General features: G+C 61.0%; 20 protein-coding genes. 8 read left to right on the forward strand and 12 right to left on the reverse strand.

Features of this window, described 5'->3' with window-relative positions:
- Window positions 1–60: 60 nt before the first annotated feature.
- Window positions 61–441: a hypothetical protein gene (locus HX855_RS15210; protein ID WP_177083304.1), complete on the reverse strand. Its 381-nt coding sequence runs from the start codon at window positions 439–441 to the stop codon at window positions 61–63.
- A 147-nt stretch (window positions 442–588) separates the two neighbouring features.
- On the opposite strand from HX855_RS15210, the gene HX855_RS15215 reads away from it, so the two are divergent.
- The gene (locus HX855_RS15215) at window positions 589–789 is read left to right on the forward strand and encodes a heavy-metal-associated domain-containing protein (protein WP_177083306.1); all 201 of its coding nucleotides are present in this window, start codon (window positions 589–591) and stop codon (window positions 787–789) included.
- A gap of 86 nt (window positions 790–875) precedes the next feature.
- Window positions 876–2,069, forward strand: a complete 1,194-nt coding sequence (locus HX855_RS15220; protein ID WP_177083308.1) for a multidrug effflux MFS transporter — start codon at window positions 876–878, stop codon at window positions 2,067–2,069.
- A gap of 7 nt (window positions 2,070–2,076) precedes the next feature.
- On the opposite strand, the gene HX855_RS15225 is transcribed toward HX855_RS15220, so the two are convergent.
- From HX855_RS15225 to HX855_RS15235, 3 genes are all read right to left on the reverse strand, one after another.
- The gene (locus HX855_RS15225) at window positions 2,077–2,256 is read right to left on the reverse strand and encodes a hypothetical protein (RefSeq protein ID WP_177083311.1); all 180 of its coding nucleotides are present in this window, start codon (window positions 2,254–2,256) and stop codon (window positions 2,077–2,079) included.
- 148 nt (window positions 2,257–2,404) lie between these two features.
- Complete coding sequence (locus tag HX855_RS15230; protein ID WP_177083313.1) at window positions 2,405–3,418, reverse strand: zinc-binding alcohol dehydrogenase family protein; 1,014 nt, start codon at window positions 3,416–3,418, stop codon at window positions 2,405–2,407.
- Between the two features lie 28 nt (window positions 3,419–3,446).
- The gene (locus tag HX855_RS15235) at window positions 3,447–3,740 is read right to left on the reverse strand and encodes a putative quinol monooxygenase (RefSeq protein ID WP_088424687.1); all 294 of its coding nucleotides are present in this window, start codon (window positions 3,738–3,740) and stop codon (window positions 3,447–3,449) included.
- 117 nt (window positions 3,741–3,857) lie between these two features.
- Here HX855_RS15235 and HX855_RS15240 point away from each other — a divergent pair, with 117 nt between their 5' ends.
- Window positions 3,858–4,787, forward strand: a complete 930-nt coding sequence (locus HX855_RS15240) for a LysR family transcriptional regulator (protein ID WP_177083314.1) — start codon at window positions 3,858–3,860, stop codon at window positions 4,785–4,787.
- A 138-nt stretch (window positions 4,788–4,925) separates the two neighbouring features.
- Window positions 4,926–5,618: a helix-turn-helix transcriptional regulator gene (locus tag HX855_RS15245; protein WP_177083316.1), complete on the forward strand. Its 693-nt coding sequence runs from the start codon at window positions 4,926–4,928 to the stop codon at window positions 5,616–5,618.
- On the opposite strand, the gene HX855_RS15250 is transcribed toward HX855_RS15245, so the two are convergent.
- A complete protein-coding gene (locus HX855_RS15250) occupies window positions 5,615–6,568 on the reverse strand; it encodes an adenosine deaminase (protein WP_008430770.1) in 954 nt (317 codons plus the stop codon). The genes HX855_RS15245 and HX855_RS15250 overlap by 4 nt on opposite strands.
- A 193-nt stretch (window positions 6,569–6,761) precedes the next feature.
- Here HX855_RS15250 and HX855_RS15255 point away from each other — a divergent pair, with 193 nt between their 5' ends.
- On the forward strand, window positions 6,762–7,850 hold the full coding sequence (locus HX855_RS15255) for a calcium:proton antiporter (protein ID WP_177083318.1): 1,089 nt from the start codon (window positions 6,762–6,764) through the stop codon (window positions 7,848–7,850).
- A gap of 132 nt (window positions 7,851–7,982) precedes the next feature.
- Here the strand turns inward: HX855_RS15255 and HX855_RS15260 are convergent, their stop codons facing one another.
- The 3 genes from HX855_RS15260 to HX855_RS15270 all read right to left on the reverse strand — a co-directional run bounded on the left by HX855_RS15260 (window position 7,983) and on the right by HX855_RS15270 (window position 10,552).
- Complete coding sequence (locus tag HX855_RS15260) at window positions 7,983–9,341, reverse strand: 8-oxoguanine deaminase (RefSeq protein ID WP_177083320.1); 1,359 nt, start codon at window positions 9,339–9,341, stop codon at window positions 7,983–7,985.
- A gap of 147 nt (window positions 9,342–9,488) precedes the next feature.
- Window positions 9,489–10,175, reverse strand: a complete 687-nt coding sequence (locus HX855_RS15265) for an SDR family oxidoreductase (protein WP_177083322.1) — start codon at window positions 10,173–10,175, stop codon at window positions 9,489–9,491.
- A gap of 26 nt (window positions 10,176–10,201) precedes the next feature.
- Window positions 10,202–10,552, reverse strand: coding sequence for a MerR family transcriptional regulator (locus tag HX855_RS15270; RefSeq protein WP_177083324.1), 351 nt, complete (start codon window positions 10,550–10,552; stop codon window positions 10,202–10,204).
- Window positions 10,553–10,635: 83 nt separating this feature from the next.
- Between HX855_RS15270 and HX855_RS15275 the strand changes: the two genes are divergently transcribed.
- Window positions 10,636–11,028, forward strand: coding sequence for a hypothetical protein (locus HX855_RS15275; protein ID WP_177083326.1), 393 nt, complete (start codon window positions 10,636–10,638; stop codon window positions 11,026–11,028).
- A gap of 302 nt (window positions 11,029–11,330) precedes the next feature.
- Here HX855_RS15275 and HX855_RS15280 read toward each other — a convergent pair whose 3' ends face one another.
- From HX855_RS15280 to HX855_RS15295, 4 genes are all read right to left on the reverse strand, one after another.
- Window positions 11,331–11,912: a YigZ family protein gene (locus tag HX855_RS15280; protein ID WP_177083327.1), complete on the reverse strand. Its 582-nt coding sequence runs from the start codon at window positions 11,910–11,912 to the stop codon at window positions 11,331–11,333.
- Window positions 11,913–11,924: 12 nt separating this feature from the next.
- Window positions 11,925–12,584: a TetR/AcrR family transcriptional regulator gene (locus HX855_RS15285; protein WP_003211175.1), complete on the reverse strand. Its 660-nt coding sequence runs from the start codon at window positions 12,582–12,584 to the stop codon at window positions 11,925–11,927.
- Window positions 12,585–12,671: 87 nt separating this feature from the next.
- Window positions 12,672–14,066 carry a uracil-xanthine permease family protein gene (locus tag HX855_RS15290; RefSeq protein WP_177083328.1) on the reverse strand — a complete coding sequence of 465 codons (1,395 nt, stop codon included), beginning with the start codon at window positions 14,064–14,066 and terminating at the stop codon, window positions 12,672–12,674.
- Between the two features lie 88 nt (window positions 14,067–14,154).
- Window positions 14,155–15,075, reverse strand: coding sequence for a LysR family transcriptional regulator (locus tag HX855_RS15295; RefSeq protein ID WP_010174131.1), 921 nt, complete (start codon window positions 15,073–15,075; stop codon window positions 14,155–14,157).
- Between the two features lie 126 nt (window positions 15,076–15,201).
- On the opposite strand from HX855_RS15295, the gene HX855_RS15300 reads away from it, so the two are divergent.
- Together HX855_RS15300 and HX855_RS15305 are read left to right on the forward strand one after the other, a co-directional pair.
- Entirely contained in the window at window positions 15,202–16,551 is a 1,350-nt protein-coding gene (locus HX855_RS15300; protein WP_008430786.1) for an aspartate aminotransferase family protein, read from the forward strand.
- A 39-nt stretch (window positions 16,552–16,590) separates the two neighbouring features.
- The gene (locus HX855_RS15305; RefSeq protein WP_177083329.1) at window positions 16,591–18,084 is read left to right on the forward strand and encodes a CoA-acylating methylmalonate-semialdehyde dehydrogenase; all 1,494 of its coding nucleotides are present in this window, start codon (window positions 16,591–16,593) and stop codon (window positions 18,082–18,084) included.
- Window positions 18,085–18,308 lie beyond the last annotated feature (224 nt).

An 18,308-nucleotide genomic window follows, 5' to 3' on the forward strand; every position in this document is an offset into this window, starting at 1 on the left:
AATGAGCGCGTCATCGTTGACGTTTTTCGCGAGCAAGCTCGCTCCTACAGGTTTTGGCGGCTAGTACTCCAGTGCCGCCGGCTTCAGGTACATGCCGTCCGGCCCTTGTGCGATACGCAACTTGCGCACGTCGCCTGCCTTCAAGGTGATGTTCTGCGCCGGTGGCGCGAGCATGCCCGGCAAACAGCCCGCCGACTGGCCCGGCAACAACTTCAGGCGCAGCGACACATTCCCGGCCGGCAAATTGAACGAGGTGGCCTGCTCCTGGAACAGCCGCCCGGCCAACTGGTCCTGAATGTACAAGCCAATCTCGCAGTTGGTCGGCACTTCCAGGCGCTCCCGGGAAATGATCAGCACCGCATAATCTTCATCCGCGCTGGCCGGTGGCACAGCAGCAAACAAGCCCAACAGGCTGACAAGGCCAAAAAACGACCAGCGCATGGCGAATTCTCCGAGGTTCACATCGTGGATAGGTGCAGCTTGGCCGAGGGCGCGAATGAATGCCAGCCCGGCCGATATTTTCAGAACTTGACCTTGCCATCGTGGCAAGGTCAAAACTTGCGGCAACCTCATCAAAGGAGTCATGTCATGCAAGTATTCAGCGTTGAAGGAATGACCTGCGGCCACTGTGTTCGCTCGGTAACCCAGGCGGTGCAGGGCAAGGACCCGGCGGCCAGCGTACGCGTTGACCTCGCGGCAAAGGAAGTCGGCGTGGAAAGCAGCCTGCTGTCGCCGGCGGAGGTGATCAACCTGATCAGCGAAGAAGGCTACAGCGTCAAGCTCGCCTGATTTTCTGATAGTTAGCGAGCTAACTTAATGTTCAAGGCACCCATGCCCGGCTAGACTGTCGGGCTGCCGACTCTTCCAGGTGCCTGATGAACCTTCGCATAATCCTGATATTGGGGGCCTTGAGCGCGTTCGCGCCGTTGGCCATCGACTTCTACCTGCCGGGCTTCCCGGCCATGGCCGTGGCATTCGGCACCGATGAAAAACATATTCAGCTGACCTTGGCCGTGTACTTCACGGGGCTGGCGATCGGCCAGTTGATCTATGGGCCGCTGGCCGACCGTTTTGGCCGGCGCGGGCCGCTGCTCAGCGGTGTCACCCTGTTTACGCTGGCGTCCTTCGCCTGTGCGTATGCCCCTTCCCTGGACTGGTTGATCGGCGCGCGTTTTGTCCAGGCCCTGGGCGGTTGCGCCGGCATGGTGATCTCCCGGGCGGTGGTCAGTGACAAGTGCGACGCCGTGGGCTCGGCCAAGGTGTTTTCCCAATTGATGCTGGTCACCGGGCTGGCGCCGATCCTCGCGCCGCTGGCGGGCGGGGTGATGGTGGGTGTGTGGGGCTGGCAGTCTATATTTCTTGCGTTGACGGCGTTCAGCGTCATGGCGGCCATCGCGGTGGCGGTCGGGTTACCGGAAAGCTTTCCCGCCCACCAACCGCGCCAGCCGCTGTCGGGTGCATTGCGCCAGTACGGCCGGTTGCTGTCGGACCGGGTGTACCTGGGCTATGCCTTGACCGGTGGCATCTCGATTGCGGGCATGTTTGCCTACATCGCGGGTTCGCCTTTCGTCTTTATCAAACTCTATGGCGTGCCCGCCGAGCACTATGGCTGGGTCTTTGGCTCGAACGCTGCGGGTTTTATCCTGGTCGCCCAAGTCAATGCGCGCCTGCTGGCCTCCCGCGGCCCGGCGTTTTTGTTGTCGCGCACGGTGTGGGTCTACCTGGCGGCGGGCCTGTCGTTGCTGGCCATTACGGCGCTGCGGACTGACGTGTTGTGGCCACTGCTGGTGCCGCTGTTTATCTGCATCGCGAGCCTGGGCTGCATTTTGCCCAACACCTCGGCCTGCGCCATGAGCGGGCAGGGCGCACGGGCGGGCAGCGCGTCAGCGTTGCTCGGTTGTATTCAGTTCGGCGTGGCGGCGGGCGCGGCGTCGTTGGTCGGGGTGTTGCACGACGGCACGGCGATGCCGATGGCGATGGTCATCAGCTTGTGTGGCGTGCTGGCCGTAACGTTCGCGATGCTGACCCGGCGCCTGCAGCGCCAACGGGCACTGCAAACGGCAGAGTGAGCGGGTGTCAGCCAACAGAGCGCTGCTGGCTTTCGGGGAATCGGTGAGGTGCCTGGATGCGGGTTTGCAGGGTGTCGGCAAACGCCCGGGCTTCGGCCTCACTGCGGAAGGTAAAGGCGTTGTGGTCGAGACGCACCTGCCATTTGTGGCCTTCGGATCTTGCTAGCGCTTTTATCAGGATCTTCATTGCTGACTTCCTCACGTAAAAGATTGCGTGGCAAAGGCCGCCAATATAAACCCGAATGCGCTCACAAATATGACAAGGATCAAGTCTCTGACTAGCGGTGTCGTCCATTACTCAGGTGAATAACAGACGACACTGACAGATCGTTTGGTTAGAACCCTTCCAGCACGATTTTGCCCTTGGCCTTGCCGCTTTCCAGCAGTTCGTGGGCGCGGCGCAGGTTGGCCGCATTGATCACGCCAAAGTGCTCGCCCACCGTGGTTTTCAGGGTGCCGGCGTCGATCAGTTCGGCCACGCGGTTGAGCAGGTTGTGTTGCTCGATCATGTCGGCGGTCTCGAACATCGAGCGGGTGTACATGAACTCCCAATGCAGCGACAGGCTCTTGCGCTTGAGTTTGCTGATGTCCAGCGCCTTGGGATCATCAATCAGCGCCAGTTTGCCCTGGGGAATCAGCGCTTCCACCAGTTGGTCCAGGTGCTGGTCGGTCTGGGTCAGGCTGGCGACGTAGTTCACTTGCGGGTGGCCGGCTTTTTTCAGTTCTTCGCTCAACGGTTGGCTGTGGTCGATCACCAGGTCGGCCCCCAGGTCCTTGGCCCACGCTTGGGTTTCCGGGCGGGAGGCGGTGCCGATGACTTTCAGGCCTGTGAGCTGTTTCGCCAGTTGAGTCAGGATCGATCCCACACCACCGGACGCACCGACAATCAGCAGGCTCTGGCCTTCATCGGCCTTGCCTTCGCGCACTTGCAGGCGTTCGAACAACAACTCCCAGGCAGTGATGGCGGTCAGTGGCAGGGCCGCAGCGTCGGCGAAACCCAGGGTTTTTGGCATGTGGCCGACGATACGTTCATCCACGGTGTGCAATTCGCTGTTGCCGCCGGGGCGTACCAGGGAGCCGGCGTAGAACACCTTGTCGCCCACCTTGAACAGGCTGACTTCGCTGCCCACGGCCTTGACCACGCCGGCCACGTCCCAGCCCAGCACTTTGGCGGCGCCGTTTTCCGGGGCGACGTTCTGGCGCACCTTGGTGTCCACCGGGTTCACCGAGATGGCTTTGACTTCCACCAACAGGTCGCGGGGGCCGGCGACCGGTTCTGGCAGTTCGATGTCTTGCAGGGATTTTGGATCGTTGATGGGCAATGCGGCGTAGTAGGCGATGGCTTTCATGAGGGTTTCCAAAAAAGGGGGCAGTGGGTCAGGCAAGAAACTTCAGGCGCTTGAGGTCGAAATGCTCGAGCACGTCGGCAGCCTTGGCGCGGAAGTTCTGGATGTGGGCGCTCTGGTCGTGGTCGGCCAGTGCGGCGTCGTCGCTCCAGCGTTCGAGCATGTAGAAGGTCTCGGGGTGTTGCAGGTCCTGGTGCAGGTCGTACTGCTGGCAGCCGGCTTCGACGCGGGTCGGTTCCAGCAGCTCGCGCAGCAAGGTTTCCAGGGTGGCGTGTTGGCCGGGTTTGGCGATCAGCGTGGCGATGACGTTAAAGGCAGCGGACATATTCGACTCCAGACACGTGATGAACGGGATGGACAGATGATTGGCTATTTCTCTCGAAGATAAAACCCGCTAAAAGAGCAGTCTCTTTCAATGTTTTTTTGATAATAGGCGGTCAGCGTGCTGCGCTTTGATGACTTGCAGTTGTTTGTACGTGCGGCAGACCTGGGCAGCCTCTCGGCGGCAGCGCGAGTCATGGACATGTCGGCGGCGGTGGCCAGCGCCGCGTTGAAGCGCATCGAACAGCAACTGGGGGCGCGCTTGTTGGCGCGCTCTACCCGTAGCCTGCGCCTGACGGCCGAGGGTGAAGGCTTTCTGGAGTACGCCCGGGCCGCCTTGAGCAGCCTGGACGAAGGCCGGCGGTTACTGGCCAGCGGCCAGGACCAGGTCAGCGGGGTGCTGCAACTGTCGGCACCGTCGGATTTCGGCCGCAACCAGTTGCTGCCCTGGCTCGATGAGTTCCAGCGCGAATACCCCGAGCTGAGTGTGCGCCTGCTGTTGGGCGACCGGATTGCCGACCTGTTCCGCCAGCCGGTGGACATCGCCCTGCGCTACGGCGAACCCGAAGACTCCAGCCTGATCGCGTTGCCCATCGCCCCCGACAACTACCGCGTGCTCTGCGCCGCCCCCAGCTACCTGGCACGGCATGGCGAACCCCGCCATCTGGAGCAACTGACCCAGCACAACTGCCTGCTGTATATGCTCGGCAGCCGGGTGCACGACCATTGGGGGTTCAGCGATGGCAAACGTGACGTCAGCCTGACGGTGACCGGCGACCGCTTCAGTGACGACGCCGATGTGGTGCGCCGCTGGGCCGTGGCCGGGGTGGGTATTGCCTACAAATCCTGGCTGGACGTGAGCAGCGATGTGCTGGCAGGGCGACTGCGCCTGATCCTGCCGGAGCTGCGGGGCGAGCGTACGCCACTCAATCTGTTATGCGCCCATCGTGCGCAACTGAGCAAGCCGATCAATCTTCTGCGGGAAATGCTCGTTGCCCGCTGTGCGAGATTGACTGCGCAGTTGCCGGAGCGATCTGCCTCTACACCATAACCCCGGGAATATAGGGAAATTTCCTTCAGTCCTTGTCCTTGGTTGTGCTGTAAGACGGCACGGAACCCGGCTTTTTCACGCTTATACTTTTGCCCGAACCGCAGCAGACGAATGCTTCAACAGGGAGTGAATGAGCACATGGAACAGGCACCTTGCATCAGTCAGATCGCCACCTTGCTGGCCGACCCGAAACGCACCGCGATGGTGTGGGCGTTAATGGACGGCTCGGCGAAACCCTCCGATGAATTGGCTGCATTGGCGGGGCTGACACCGGCTTCGGCGAATGCTCATCTGAGCCGATTGACCGCCGGCGGCGTGCTGCGGGTCGAAGCCCGTAGCGGCAAACGGTTCTTTCGGATGGCCGCCGCCGATGTGGGGGCCGCCGTGGATGCGTTGGCTTGCACCACCATGGCCAGTGTGGCCCGCAGCACACCCACCCATTCCCGGTCGCTGATTGCACCGGCTGCGTTACGGCGGGCCAGGCTTTGCCAGGGCCATTTGGGCGGCGAGCTGGCGGCGGGCGTGTATCAACGAATGATGGCGGCCGGGTGGATAGAGCGCCCGGAGCAGCGCACTGAAGTGACGCCCTTGGGGGCACGTAAACTCGAAGGGCTGGGGATTTTCACCCAGGCGCTGGCTCAACCGATCGTGTGCGATTGTTTTGATTGGAGCGAACAGCAGCCGCATGTGGGCGGTGCGTTGGGGGCTGCGCTGTTGCAACTGTGCATGCAGTCGAGCTGGGTCAGTGTGGTCAATGAGTCCCAGGCGTTGCAGGTCAGTGAAGCCGGGCAACTGGAAATTGCCCGGCTTGCCGCATCGGTCGCTGATTAAGGCTTGACCAACCGCGCATCCAGGCTGTTTTGCGCCAGGCGTTTGGCCTGGTCCTGGGTCATGCCCAGGGAGGTGTACAGCGCATGGAAATTCTCGGTGACATAACCGCCGAAGTACGCCGGATCATCCGAGTTCACTGTGACCTTCACCCCACGCTCAAGCATGTCGAGGATGTTGTGCTGGGACATGTCGTCGAACACGCAGAGTTTGGTATTGGACAGTGGGCACACCGTCAGCGGGATCTGCTCGTCGATGATGCGCTGCATCAGGCGCTCGTCTTCAATGGCACGTACGCCATGGTCGATCCGCTGGATCTTCAGCAGGTCGATGGCTTCCCAGATGTACTCCGGCGGGCCCTCTTCACCGGCGTGGGCGACGGTCAGGAAACCTTCATGGCGGGCACGGTCGAACACGCGCTGGAACTTGCTCGGCGGGTGGCCCATTTCCGAGCTGTCCAGGCCCACGGCGACAAAGGCGTCACGGAACGGCAGTGCCTGGTCGAGGGTTTTCTCGGCTTCTTCTTCGCTCAAGTGGCGCAGGAAGCTGAGGATCAAACCGCTGGTGATGCCCAGTTGCTGCTCGCCGTCTTTCAACGCGGCAGCGATGCCATTGAGCACCACTTCAAACGGCACGCCACGGTCGGTGTGGGTCTGCGGGTCAAAGAACGGCTCGGTGTGGATCACGTTCTGCGCCTTGCAGCGCAGCAGGTAGGCCCAGGTCAGGTCGTAGAAATCCTGGGAGGTGCGCAGTACATCGGCGCCTTTGTAGTAGAGGTCGAGAAACTCTTGCAGGTTGTTGAAGGCGTAGGCCTTGCGCAGGGTTTCGACGTCGTTCCAGGGCAGCGCGATCTTGTTGCGTTCGGCCAGGGCGAACAGCAGCTCAGGCTCCAGCGAGCCTTCCAGGTGCAGGTGCAATTCAGCCTTGGGCAGGGCGTTGAGCCAATCGTACATTTATAAATTCTCATCAGGTGCAATGGCGGCATTCTACAGGCGCACGCCGAAATAATCGGCAAAACCTGACCAAGCGGTGAGCATCCGCAGGCGTCGTGCAAGCAGTGCGTGAACTAAGGTGTAACGAAACGTTAGCGGTGTGGTGCAGTCTGTACCCCATCAATGACTGATTTGCTGCACTAAAAGGCCCGGAATGCTCACATCCCTCAAGCAAGAAAAATTCATGCTGCTGGCGCTGATTGCCGCCATTGCGGCCTACCCGCTGGAGCACTGGATGCTGCACAGCGGGCAGACGGTGGCGCTGCTGGGCGGCCTTGCGCTGATCGGTTTTATCGTCGTGGCCTCGATGCGCGTCGCCCATCACGCCGAGCAACTGGCGGAAAAGGTCGGCGACCCCTACGGCACCATGATCCTGACCCTCGCCGCCGTTTTGGTGGAAGTGGTGATTCTGGCGATCATGATGAGTAACGAGCCCTCGCCGACCCTGGTGCGCGACACCATCTATTCGGCGGTGATGCTCGACATCAACGGCATCCTTGGCCTGGCTGCGCTGATGGGCGGGATCAAGCACGGCGAACAGTCCTACAACGACGACTCGGCACGGAGCTACAGCGTGATGATCCTCACGGCCATGGGGGTGTCGATGGTCGTGCCGGAATTTATCCCCGAGGCCGACTGGAAAATTTACTCGGCCTTCACCATCGGCGCGATGGTGGTGCTCTATACCCTGTTCCTGCGGATGCAGGTGGGGCCTCACAGTTATTTCTTCAGCTACAGCTACCCGGAAAAGCGCCGCAAGAAACAGCCGGAAGAAGAGTCGCCGCCGATCAACCTGGCGTTCTCCATCGCAACTCTGGTGTTTGGCGTGATCGTGATTGGCGCGTTGGCTGAAGTGATGTCCAAGACCCTCGACCTGGGCCTGGAAGGCACGGGCGCTCCACCGGTGATCACGGCGATCATCGTGGCCGCAATTTCCGCCGCCCCGGAGATTTTGACCGCATTGCGCGCGGCGCTGGCCAACCGTATGCAATCGGTGGTGAACATCGCGCTGGGTGCGTCGCTGTCGACGGTGATTTTGACCGTGCCGGTGATGGAAGCCATGGCCTTGTACACCGGCCAACCGTTTCAGATGGCGATGACGCCGGTGCAGACGGTGATGGTGTTTATCACGTTGATCGTGAGCGCGATCAACCTCAACGATGGCGAAACCAACGCCATCGAAGGGATGACCCACTTTGTGTTGTTTGCGACGTTTATCATGCTGTCGCTACTGGGGTTGTAATTTTTCCTGAGTACACCGCTGATCAAATGTGGGAGCTGGCTTGCCTGCGATAGCATCACCTCGGTGCAACTGAAAGACCGAGGTGATGCTATCGCGGGCAAGCCCGGCTCCCACATTTGATCTGTGCCTGGCTTAGATCCCGCTGATCAGCGCCCGCGCCGCCTGGCTGTGATCGGCGATCAACCCCTTCAGATCCAGGCCCTCGACCTGCCCGTCGATCACCCGCCATTTGCCGCCGACCATCACCCGGTCCGCCCGATCGGCGCCGCACAGCAGCAGTGCCGAAATCGGGTCGTGGCTGCCGGAGAAGCGCAGCTCATCGAGTTTGAACAACGCCAGGTCGGCCTGTTTGCCGACGGCCAGTTCGCCGATATCGCTGCGGCCGAGTAACTGCGCCGAGCCCTTTGTCGCCCAACCTAACACCAGCTCCGGGGTGATCTTCTCTGCCCCGTAACGCAGGCGCTGGATGTACAGGGCCTGGCGTGTTTCCAGGATCATGTTCGACGCATCGTTGGACGCCGAGCCGTCCACGCCCAGGCCAATCGGTGCGCCAGCGGCGAGCAGGTCCAGGGTCGGGCATATCCCGGAAGCCAGGCGCATGTTGGAGCTCGGGCAATGGCAGATCCCGGTTCCGGCAGCGCCCAGGCGTGCGATTTCTTCCGGGTTGAAGTGAATGCCATGGGCCAGCCAGGTACGCGGGCCCAACCAGCCGACGCTGTCGAGGTAGTCCACGGTACGCAGGCCGAAACGCTGCAGGCAGAAGTCTTCTTCGTCGAGGGTCTCCGCCAGGTGCGTGTGCAGGCGCACGTCGAGGTTGTTCGCCAGTTCGGCGCTGGCTTCCATGATTTCCGGGGTGACGGAAAACGGGGAGCAGGGCGCCAGGGCGATCTGGATTTGCGCGCCGTCGCCGCGCTCATGGTACTGGCGGATCAGGCGGCGGCTGTCTTCCAGAATCACTTCGCCCTGTTGCACGGTTTGCTGCGGTGGCAGCCCGCCGTCGGCTTCGCCCAGGCTCATGGAACCGCGGGTGAGCATGGCGCGCATGCCCAGTTCGCGCACGCTGTCGACTTGCACGTCGATCGCCTGTTCCAGCCCGTCGGGGAACAGGTAGTGGTGGTCCGCCGCCGTGGTGCAGCCTGAGAGCAGCAACTCAGCGAGGGCGACTTTGGAGGCGAGTGCGAGTTTTTCCGGGGTGAGTCGGGCCCACACGGGATATAGGGTTTTCAACCAGGGAAACAGCGGCTGGTTAACCACCGGCGCCCAGGCGCGGGTCAGGGTTTGGTAGAAGTGATGGTGGGTGTTGATCAGCCCCGGCAGCACCACATGCTCACGGGCATCGAACACTTGTCCACAGGGCACGGCGGGTTCTTGGCCCCAGCCCAGCACTTCGGTGATGACACCGTCTTGCAGCACCAGGCCGCCACGGGCATCGAGGCCATTGGCAGTGAAAATCGCGAGGGGGTTTTTTAACCAGATACGGGTCGCAGGCATTGGCCGGCTCCTCTGAATGATGGGTTCAGGTTTGCCAGCTCAGTGTTGCCCTGTCTGCTGATCCAGGGTCGCCCGGGGAGGGCGAGGTGCGCAGTTTACGTGTGGATCGTTATCGACGGCAATCGGTCGATAACGATCCCGGGGTTTTTACCAGGCGATGGTGTCGCCCTTGTAGTCCACAAAGTGATGGCCGCCCTTACCGGTGTAGGCATTCACCTGGTCGACCAGGCCGCGCACGCTGGTGGGCACATCGATGTGGGCGTTTTCGCCGCCCATGTCGGTTTTCACCCAGCCCGGGTGCAACGACAGCACGGTCAGTTTCTGATCGCCCAACTGGGTGACGAAACTGTTGGTCATGGAGTTGAGGGCGGCCTTGCTGGCTTTGTACAGGGCCAGGTCCGAGCCGTCGGGGATGGTGACGCTGCCCAGGATTGAACTCATGAAGGCCAGCACGCCAGTGCCCGGGCGGATCTGCCCGACAAAACGCTGGGCCAGGTTGATCGGTGCCACGGCGTTGGTGAAGAACAGTTGGCCGACTTCAGCCAGGGTGGCGTGGCCCGGTTCCTGATTGGCCGGCCCTTTGACGCCGGCGTTGACGAACAGCAGGTCGAAGGTTTTTGCCTTGAGGCGCTGGCTCAGGGCGATCACGGCCTGCTGGTCATCCATGTCGAGCTTTTCGATCTGCACCGGGCCCAGGGCTTTCAAGGCATCGGCCTTTTGCGGATCGCGCACGGTGGCGGTTACGTCCCAGCCGTCCGCCAGCAGTTGCTTGGCCAGGCCAAGGCCCAGGCCCCGGGAGGCTCCGATAATCAGTGCGGTTTTTGAAGTGGACATGAATGGCTTCCTTTGACAGTGGAGGTTCACGGGTTCAGTGGACAACGCTGGCCGAGTCTTTGCTGCAACTCTTGGCGCAGTTGGTCGAGTTCGGTGATGCGGGTTTCGATCAGGTTGAGCTTGTCTTGCAGCAATTGCGTGACAGCGCTGTCGGGGTCTGGCGCTTGCCATAACGCGCTGACGCTGCTGCCGATTTCACCGAGGCTGAAACCCAGGCGCTGGGCGGTCTTGATGTACAGCACCAGTTGCACCATGTCGGCGGGGTAGTCGCGGTAACCGTTGGCGCTGCGTTGCGCGGCAATCAAGCCGCGCTGCTCATAGAAGCGCAGGGTGTCACGGCTGACCTGGCTGGCCTGGGCTAATTCGCCGATACGCATGTCGAGGGCTCGAAGGGGCTTGACCCTGGAGCATACTCCAGGCTTTAGCGTGCTGGCTTCTCGAATTGAAGGAGCTTGCTGTTATGTGGACTGCACACCAATACCGTCGACTGGTTCGGGCCAGCGGCTGGTACGACCTGATCGTCACCGCCGCACTGGTCACACCCTGGACGTTTGACCTGCTGCATAACGCCCTGGTGGCGCTGAACCTGCCTGGCGAGCTGCCGCCGTTCGCGCCTGTGCATAGGTTGATGGCCAACCTGATGGGCTCGATTGTCTGCGTGTGGTCGGTGTTGCGAATCCGTGATCCCCAAGCGATCTTCGGCCGCTACGACGCCGCGGGCCGGGTGCTGTTTGCCACTTGGCAGCTTTACGCACTGGCCCACGGCGCAAGTTGGGTGTTGTTGATTGTCGTGGTGTTTGAAGTGCTGTGGTCGGGGGCGCAGTTGATGCCGGTGCGCGAGGCGGAAAATTGATCAAAAAATGATCAGTTGTGCCGGGGCGTTGCGGGCTCTGCCGCCGGGTCACTCTTGCACGGGTTATCCACAGGTTGCTCCACAGGAATTGTGCGCAAGCGTGATCGGTGGGTATAAGCGCTGCGGCCCTTTGTTCTAAAGGACATAACCCGCCTAACTGACTGTTTTTGAGTCGGATTAATACTTTAGTGTGGTCGTCTGAGCAAAAACTGAACAACCGCCTGAAACCCTTGTGACAGAAGGGTTACAGGCGAGTGTGCTCAGGTTATCCACAGGCAGGTGCACAGTAGATGTGGGCAGTTTCAACGCTGCAGCAGAATGCGCCCACGGCTCAGGTCGGCGAGCTGGGCTTGCAAGGTGTCGATGTGGGCTTCACCGAGGGCCAATTGCAGGTCGACGCCGTTGGCGGTGAAGGTTTCTTCCGCCACCAGGCCGCCCAGTTCGGCCACCCGTAACTTCACCAGTGGCAGCTCGGCAAAACCACAGGAGCAGCTCAGTGGCACGCGTTTGATCAGCTCAACGCGTTCGGCCGCTTGCAGGCATTTGTTGGCGCCGCCGCCATAGGCACGGGCGAGGCCGCCGGTGCCCAGTTGGATGCCGCCGTACCAGCGGATCACCAACACCACGATCTGGTCGCAATCCTGCGCTTCGATGGCGGCCAGGATCGGTCGCCCGGCGGTGCCGCCGGGTTCGCCGTCATCGTTACTGCGGTATTGGTCGCCGAGTTTCCAGGCCCAGCAGTTGTGCGTGGCGTTCAGGTCGCTGTGTTGGTCAATGAAGGCCTGGGCGTCCTGAGGGCTGGCGATGGGGGCGGCGAGGGTGATGAAGCGGCTTTTGCGAATTTCTTCGCGAAACTCGCAAAGGCCGGTAAGCGTGAAAGGCATGGGTAACTTCGTTTAGAGGGCCGGCTTGATGCCACAGCCTTTGAGAATGATGTGGATAAGGTTGGTGCCGGCGTCTTCCATGTCTTGCTTGGTCAGTTTGGTGCGCCCGGTCACGCGGCAGATCTGCGTGGCGAAGTCGGCGTAATGCTGGGTGCTGCCCCACAGCAGGAAGATCAGGTGCACCGGGTCGATGGGGTCCATCTTGCCGGCGTCGATCCAGGCCTGGAACACCGCCGCACGGCCACTGAACCAGGCGCGGTAGTCCTGGCTGAAGTATTCGGTCAGGCATTCACCACCGCTGATGATCTCCATCGCGAAGATCCGCGAGGCTTGTGGCTGGCGCCGGGAGAATTCCATCTTGGTGCGGATGTAGCGCGTCAGGGCTGCGGCCGGGTCATCCTCGGCGGTCAGCGTGTTGAAGGTGCTGTCCCACAGTTCGAGGATGTTGCTGAGCACGGCAATGTACAGGCCCAGCTTGTTGGTGAAGTAGTAGTGCAAGTTGGCTTTCGGCAACCCGGCACTCGCCGCGATGGTGTTCATGCTGGTGCCTTTGTAGCCATGACGGGCGAACTCGTCTTCGGCAGCCTGCAAAATGGCTTGTTCGTTCTTTTGCCGAATGCGGCTTGCAGGTTTTCCGGCGTGGTTGCTGTGGGCAGGAACTTCGAGGCTCATGGAGGTTTCCGTGCAGATCGATGAATACGACGTGTGCACAGATAACCCACCCTCAAGCCCCAGACAAGTCCCGATACGATAAAACCGTCAAAGCGGTTCCAGAGTGTCGCTTTCCAGGGCCCGGTTTGCGGCATCCGTGGTGGCCTTGGGTTCAGGCAGCAACAGGCACAACACAATGGCGGTCAAGCCGCCGCTGGTGATGGCCGAGTCAAACAGGTTCTGCACCAGCGTGGGCATCAGGTGCAGCAGGTTCGGCTGGGCTGCGATCCCCAGGCCGACGCCGAACGAGGTGGCGATGATCAGCATGCTGCGGCGATCCAGCGGGGCCTGGGCGAGGATGCGCACGCCGGCGGCGGCCACGCTGCCGAACATCACCAGGGTCGCGCCGCCCAGCACCGGCTTGGGGATTTGTTGCAGCACCGCGCCAATCAGCGGAAACAACCCGAGGCAAAACAGCACCACGCCGATGTACAGGCCGACGTAACGGCTGGCGACGCCGGTCAGTTGGATCACACCGTTGTTCTGGGCAAAGGTGGTGTTGGGAAACGCGCTGAAGGTGGCGGCGATCATGCAACTGATGCCATCCCCCAGCACGCCGCCCTTGAGCCGGCTTATATAGGAAGGGCCGCTGATGGGTTGGCGAGCGATCATGCAATTGGCGGTGAGGTCGCCGACGGTTTCGATGGTGCTGATCAGATAAATCAGCGCCACTGGCAGGAAAGCGCTCCAGTCGAAGTTGAAACCGAAGTGGAAGGGTGTAGGCAGGCTGATCAGTGGCAAGTCAGGCAACGCTTGGGGCACAAGTTTGCCGCTGAACCAGGCGGCGAGGCTGCCCAATGCCAGGCCGATGATGATCGCGGAGAGACGCACCCACGGGGTGCTCGAGCGGTTGAGCAGAATGATCGTCAACACGACGAACAGGCCCAATGCCAGGTTAGTGGGCGCGCCGAAGTCCGGGGCATTGAAGCCGCCGCCCAAGTCGGTGATGCCGACCTTGATCAGGCTGATGCCGATCAGGGTAATGACGATGCCGGTTACCAGCGGCGTGATGACCCTTCTGAGCTGGCCGATGAAACGGCTCAACACGACCTGCACCGCCGCGCCGAAGAAGCAAATGCCGAAAATCATCGCCAGGATGTCTTCCGGGCTGCCGCCACGTTGCTTGACCAGGAAACCCGCCGACAACACCGCGCCTAGAAACGCGAAGCTGGTGCCTTGCAGGCAGATCATCCCGGCGCCAATCCCAAATGGCCTGCGCGCCTGGATGAAGGTGCCTACACCCGAAACCATCAACGCCATGCTGATCAGGTAGGGCAGGTGGGCGGTCAGGCCCAGGGTGGAGCCGATGATCAGCGGGGGGGTGATGATGCCGACAAACGCGGCCAATACATGCTGCAACGCGGCAAGCAAGGCGGGCAGTGGTTTGGGGCGGTCGTTAAGGCCGTAGATCAGGTCACTGGGGCTTGAGGATTCTGGCGGCATGGCGGTGGGGACTCATGGCTGACGGTTTGAGATCCCCTTGCCTTGCAAAAAGCTGTCCAGTTGCTCAGGTTTTAACGTGAGGCCCGCGCTAGCGCGTTGCGGCCAAACTTTCGAGAAAGCTTTCCAGCACCAAATGAGGGCGACGGCCCTTGCGCGTGACCGAAGCGAGGCTCAAATCGTAAAAACGAGTAGCCGGTTTCAGCGCACGCAGTCGTCCTTGTTGCACCCACAGGCTGGCGTAGTGGTCGGGCAGGTAGCCGATGTAACGACCGGTCAGGATCAGAAAGGCCATGCCTTCGCGGTCCGAGGCGCTGGCGGTGCAATTGAGCGCCTGGTAGTGCGCCTGGATATCGGCGGGCAGGCGGAAGGTCGGGGCGATGGCGTCCTGGCTGTTGATCCGCTCGTCGTCCAGTTGCTTGTCGTCGGCGTAAAACAGCGGGTGGCCCACCGCGCAGTAGAGCAGCGAGCGTTCGCTGTACAGCGGCTGGTATTCAAGGCCGGACAAGGCGCTGGCCTGGGGGACGACGCCCACATGCAGGCGGCCGTCGAGCACGCCTTGTTCCACTTCATTGGGGGCGATCATGCGGATCTGGATTTGCACGTCCGGGCCGCGTTCTTTCAACTGGGCCAAGGCGTGGGTGATGCGCATGTGGGGCAGGGTGACCAGGTTGTCGGTCAAGCCGATGATCAGCTCACCGCGCAAGTGCTGGTGCAGGCCGTTGACCTCGGTGCGGAAACTTTCCAGGGCACTGAGTAACTGCAACGCCGACTGATACACCTCGCGTCCTTCCTCGGTCAGGGAAAACCCCGCCCGCCCGCGTTGGCACAGGCGCAGGCCAAGGCGCTGTTCCAGATCACTCATCTGCTGGCTGATGGCTGAGCGACCAATCCCCAGTACGGTTTCCGCCGCCGAGAAGCCGCCGCACTCCACCACGCTGCGAAAGATGCGCAACAGGCGGATATCGAAGTCGCTGACTTGGGCCAGTGGGTCGGGTCGACGGCTGCTCATAGTTTAGTGAAGGCCTGACTGAAGGTTAGAAGAGTTGAATTTCACCGACTTTATCCCCGTGGCAATTTAGCTGCAACAACGCGTTTCAAATCCCTACGCTGCCTTTTGCCTTGCGAGGTTTTGCTCATGAACATGCCCGAAAACGCTCCGTCCACCCTGGCCAGCCAATTGAAGCTGGACGCACACTGGATGCCGTACACCGCCAACCGTAATTTCCATCGTGACCCGCGCCTGATTGTGGCGGCCGAAGGCAGCTGGTTGACCGATGACAAGGGGCGCAAGGTGTATGACTCGCTGTCGGGTCTGTGGACCTGCGGCGCCGGGCACACCCGCAAGGAAATTCAGGAAGCGGTCTCCAAGCAACTGGGCACGTTGGACTACTCGCCCGGCTTCCAATACGGTCATCCGTTGTCGTTCCAGCTGGCAGAAAAGATTACCGACCTGACCCCGGGCAACCTGAACCACGTGTTCTTCACCGACTCCGGCTCCGAGTGCGCCGATACCGCGGTGAAAATGGTGCGTGCGTACTGGCGCCTGAAGGGCCAGGCGACCAAGACCAAGATGATCGGGCGTGCCCGTGGTTATCACGGTGTGAACATCGCCGGTACCAGCCTGGGCGGCGTCAACGGCAACCGTAAGATCTTTGGTCAGGGCCTGATGGATGTTGATCACCTGCCGCACACCCTGTTGGCGAGCAATGCGTTCTCTCGTGGTATGCCGGAGCTCGGCGGTATTGCCTTGGCGGATGAGTTGCTCAAGCTGATTGAGTTGCACGATGCGTCGAACATCGCGGCGGTGTTTGTTGAGCCGATGGCGGGTTCCGCTGGCGTACTGGTGCCGCCGCAGGGTTACCTGAAGCGTCTGCGTGAGATCTGCGATCAACACAACATCCTGTTGGTGTTCGACGAAGTGATCACCGGCTTCGGTCGCACTGGCTCGATGTTTGGCGCCGACAGCTTTGGCGTGACCCCGGACCTGATGTGCATTGCCAAGCAAGTCACCAACGGCGCGATCCCGATGGGCGCCGTGATTGCCAGCACCGAGATTTATCAGACATTCATGAACCAGGCGACGCCTGAGTACGCGGTGGAATTCCCACACGGGTACACCTACTCGGCTCACCCGGTGGCCTGCGCGGCTGGTCTGGCGGCACTCGACCTGCTGCAGAAGGAAAACCTGGTGCAGAGCGTGGCCGAAGTCGCACCGCATTTCGAGAATGCGCTGCACGGCCTTAAGGGCAGCAAGAACGTGATCGATATTCGTAACTATGGCCTGGCCGGTGCGATCCAGATTGCGCCGCGCGATGGTGATGCAATCGTGCGTCCGTTCGAGGCCGGTATGGCCTTGTGGAAAGCCGGTTTCTACGTGCGCTTTGGCGGCGATACCCTGCAGTTCGGGCCAACGTTCAACAGCAAGCCGCAGGACCTGGATCGCTTGTTCGACGCGGTCGGCGAAGTGCTGAACAAGATCGACTGATTTCTCCTTCTATATAGAACACCTTTTCAGGAGCCCTGCATGAGTCTCATCCAGCATTTGATCAACGGCCAACTGGTGACCGAGAGCGGTCGCACGGCCGACGTGTACAACCCATCGACCGGCCAGGTGATTCACCAGGTGCCGTTGGCCAGCCGTGAAACCATTCAAAGTGCTATCGACTCGGCCAAGGCAGCTTTCCCGGCCTGGCGCAACACGCCACCGGCCAAGCGTGCCCAGGTGATGTTCCGTTTCAAGCAGTTGTTGGAGCAGAACGAAGCGCGCATCTCCCAGCTGATCAGCGAAGAGCATGGCAAGACTCTGGAAGATGCCGCGGGTGAGCTGAAGCGCGGGATCGAGAACGTGGAGTACGCGTGCTCGGCGCCGGAAATCCTCAAGGGCGAGTACAGCCGTAACGTCGGCCCGAATATCGACGCCTGGTCTGATTTTCAGCCGTTGGGTGTGGTGGCGGGTATTACGCCGTTCAACTTCCCGGCGATGGTGCCGTTGTGGATGTACCCGTTGGCGATCGTCTGCGGTAACTGCTTCATCCTCAAACCGTCGGAGCGTGATCCAAGCTCGACCCTGCTGATCGCACAACTGTTGCAGGAAGCCGGCTTGCCTAAAGGTGTGCTGAGTGTGGTGCACGGCGACAAGGGCGCAGTGGATGCGCTGATCGAAGCACCGGAAGTCAAGGCACTGAGCTTTGTAGGATCGACGCCGATTGCCGAGTACATCTATTCCGAAGCCACCAAGCGCGGCAAGCGTGTGCAGGCGTTGGGCGGGGCGAAGAACCATGCGGTGTTGATGCCGGATGCGGATCTGGATAACGCGGTCAGCGCCTTGATGGGGGCCGCGTATGGTTCGTGCGGTGAGCGTTGCATGGCGATCTCTGTTGCTGTGTGCGTGGGCGACCAGGTGGCGGATGCGCTGATCGCCAAGCTGGTGCCGCAGATCAAGGCGTTGAAGATTGGTGCGGGCACTTCCTGTGGCCTGGACATGGGGCCGCTGGTTTCCGGCCAGGCGCGGGATAAAGTCAGTGGCTATATAGAAGACGGCGTTTCTTCGGGCGCTGAGTTGGTGGTTGATGGCCGTGGCTTGAGTGTTGCCGGTCACGAAGAGGGCTTCTTCCTGGGCGGCTGCCTGTTTGATCGCGTGACCCCTGAGATGCGTATCTATAAAGAAGAGATCTTCGGGCCGGTGCTGTGCGTTGTTCGGGTGAATAGCCTGGAAGCCGCCATGCAACTGATCAACGACCATGAATACGGTAATGGCACCTGCATCTTCACCCGTGATGGTGAAGCGGCGCGGCTGTTCTGTGACGAGATTGAAGTGGGCATGGTTGGCGTCAACGTGCCGTTGCCGGTGCCGGTGGCGTATCACAGCTTTGGTGGCTGGAAGCGTTCGCTGTTTGGCGACCTGCATGCTTATGGGCCGGATGGGGTACGTTTCTATACCCGTCGCAAGGCGATTACCCAGCGTTGGCCGCAACGGGCCAGCCATGAGGCTTCGCAGTTTGCCTTTCCCAGCTTGTAAGTTCGCGTAATAGAAGGCCGGCCCCTTGGGGCCGGCCTTTGCTTTTCCGGGCTTTTTTGACCGATATGACAGTATTGTGAAAAAAGGTGTTGACGGCAGATTCTGGAAGTCTATAATTCGCCCCACTTCAGGCGCAGTCGAAACGGAAAACTCCTTGGTAAACAAAGAGTTATGTAGGTTTCGATAGCGAGTTGCTTCAGATCATCGAAGCCCAGAAGGAGTTG

The organism is Pseudomonas sp. IPO3778 (assembly GCF_013386825.1).
Taxonomy (GTDB): Bacteria; Pseudomonadota; Gammaproteobacteria; order Pseudomonadales; family Pseudomonadaceae; genus Aquipseudomonas.

What these genes read in the sequence shown, in the direction of transcription:
- HX855_RS15245 (WP_177083316.1), top strand. Translation starts at nt 4,926, where the DNA reads ATGGAACAGGCACCTTGCATCAGTCAGATCGCCACCTTGCTGGCCGAC.
- HX855_RS15270 (WP_177083324.1), bottom strand. Translation starts at nt 10,552, where the DNA reads ATGCGTATCGGCGAATTAGCCCAGGCCAGCCAGGTCAGCCGTGACACC.
- HX855_RS15295 (WP_010174131.1), bottom strand. Translation starts at nt 15,075, where the DNA reads ATGAGCAGCCGTCGACCCGACCCACTGGCCCAAGTCAGCGACTTCGAT.
- HX855_RS15230 (WP_177083313.1), bottom strand. Translation starts at nt 3,418, where the DNA reads ATGAAAGCCATCGCCTACTACGCCGCATTGCCCATCAACGATCCAAAA.
- HX855_RS15305 (WP_177083329.1), top strand. Translation starts at nt 16,591, where the DNA reads ATGAGTCTCATCCAGCATTTGATCAACGGCCAACTGGTGACCGAGAGC.
- HX855_RS15255 (WP_177083318.1), top strand. Translation starts at nt 6,762, where the DNA reads ATGCTCACATCCCTCAAGCAAGAAAAATTCATGCTGCTGGCGCTGATT.
- HX855_RS15250 (WP_008430770.1), bottom strand. Translation starts at nt 6,568, where the DNA reads ATGTACGATTGGCTCAACGCCCTGCCCAAGGCTGAATTGCACCTGCAC.
- HX855_RS15300 (WP_008430786.1), top strand. Translation starts at nt 15,202, where the DNA reads ATGAACATGCCCGAAAACGCTCCGTCCACCCTGGCCAGCCAATTGAAG.
- HX855_RS15225 (WP_177083311.1), bottom strand. Translation starts at nt 2,256, where the DNA reads ATGAAGATCCTGATAAAAGCGCTAGCAAGATCCGAAGGCCACAAATGG.
- HX855_RS15285 (WP_003211175.1), bottom strand. Translation starts at nt 12,584, where the DNA reads ATGAGCCTCGAAGTTCCTGCCCACAGCAACCACGCCGGAAAACCTGCA.
- HX855_RS15290 (WP_177083328.1), bottom strand. Translation starts at nt 14,066, where the DNA reads ATGCCGCCAGAATCCTCAAGCCCCAGTGACCTGATCTACGGCCTTAAC.
- HX855_RS15210 (WP_177083304.1), bottom strand. Translation starts at nt 441, where the DNA reads ATGCGCTGGTCGTTTTTTGGCCTTGTCAGCCTGTTGGGCTTGTTTGCT.
- HX855_RS15215 (WP_177083306.1), top strand. Translation starts at nt 589, where the DNA reads ATGCAAGTATTCAGCGTTGAAGGAATGACCTGCGGCCACTGTGTTCGC.
- HX855_RS15220 (WP_177083308.1), top strand. Translation starts at nt 876, where the DNA reads ATGAACCTTCGCATAATCCTGATATTGGGGGCCTTGAGCGCGTTCGCG.
- HX855_RS15265 (WP_177083322.1), bottom strand. Translation starts at nt 10,175, where the DNA reads ATGTCCACTTCAAAAACCGCACTGATTATCGGAGCCTCCCGGGGCCTG.
- HX855_RS15275 (WP_177083326.1), top strand. Translation starts at nt 10,636, where the DNA reads ATGTGGACTGCACACCAATACCGTCGACTGGTTCGGGCCAGCGGCTGG.
- HX855_RS15260 (WP_177083320.1), bottom strand. Translation starts at nt 9,341, where the DNA reads ATGCCTGCGACCCGTATCTGGTTAAAAAACCCCCTCGCGATTTTCACT.
- HX855_RS15280 (WP_177083327.1), bottom strand. Translation starts at nt 11,912, where the DNA reads ATGCCTTTCACGCTTACCGGCCTTTGCGAGTTTCGCGAAGAAATTCGC.
- HX855_RS15235 (WP_088424687.1), bottom strand. Translation starts at nt 3,740, where the DNA reads ATGTCCGCTGCCTTTAACGTCATCGCCACGCTGATCGCCAAACCCGGC.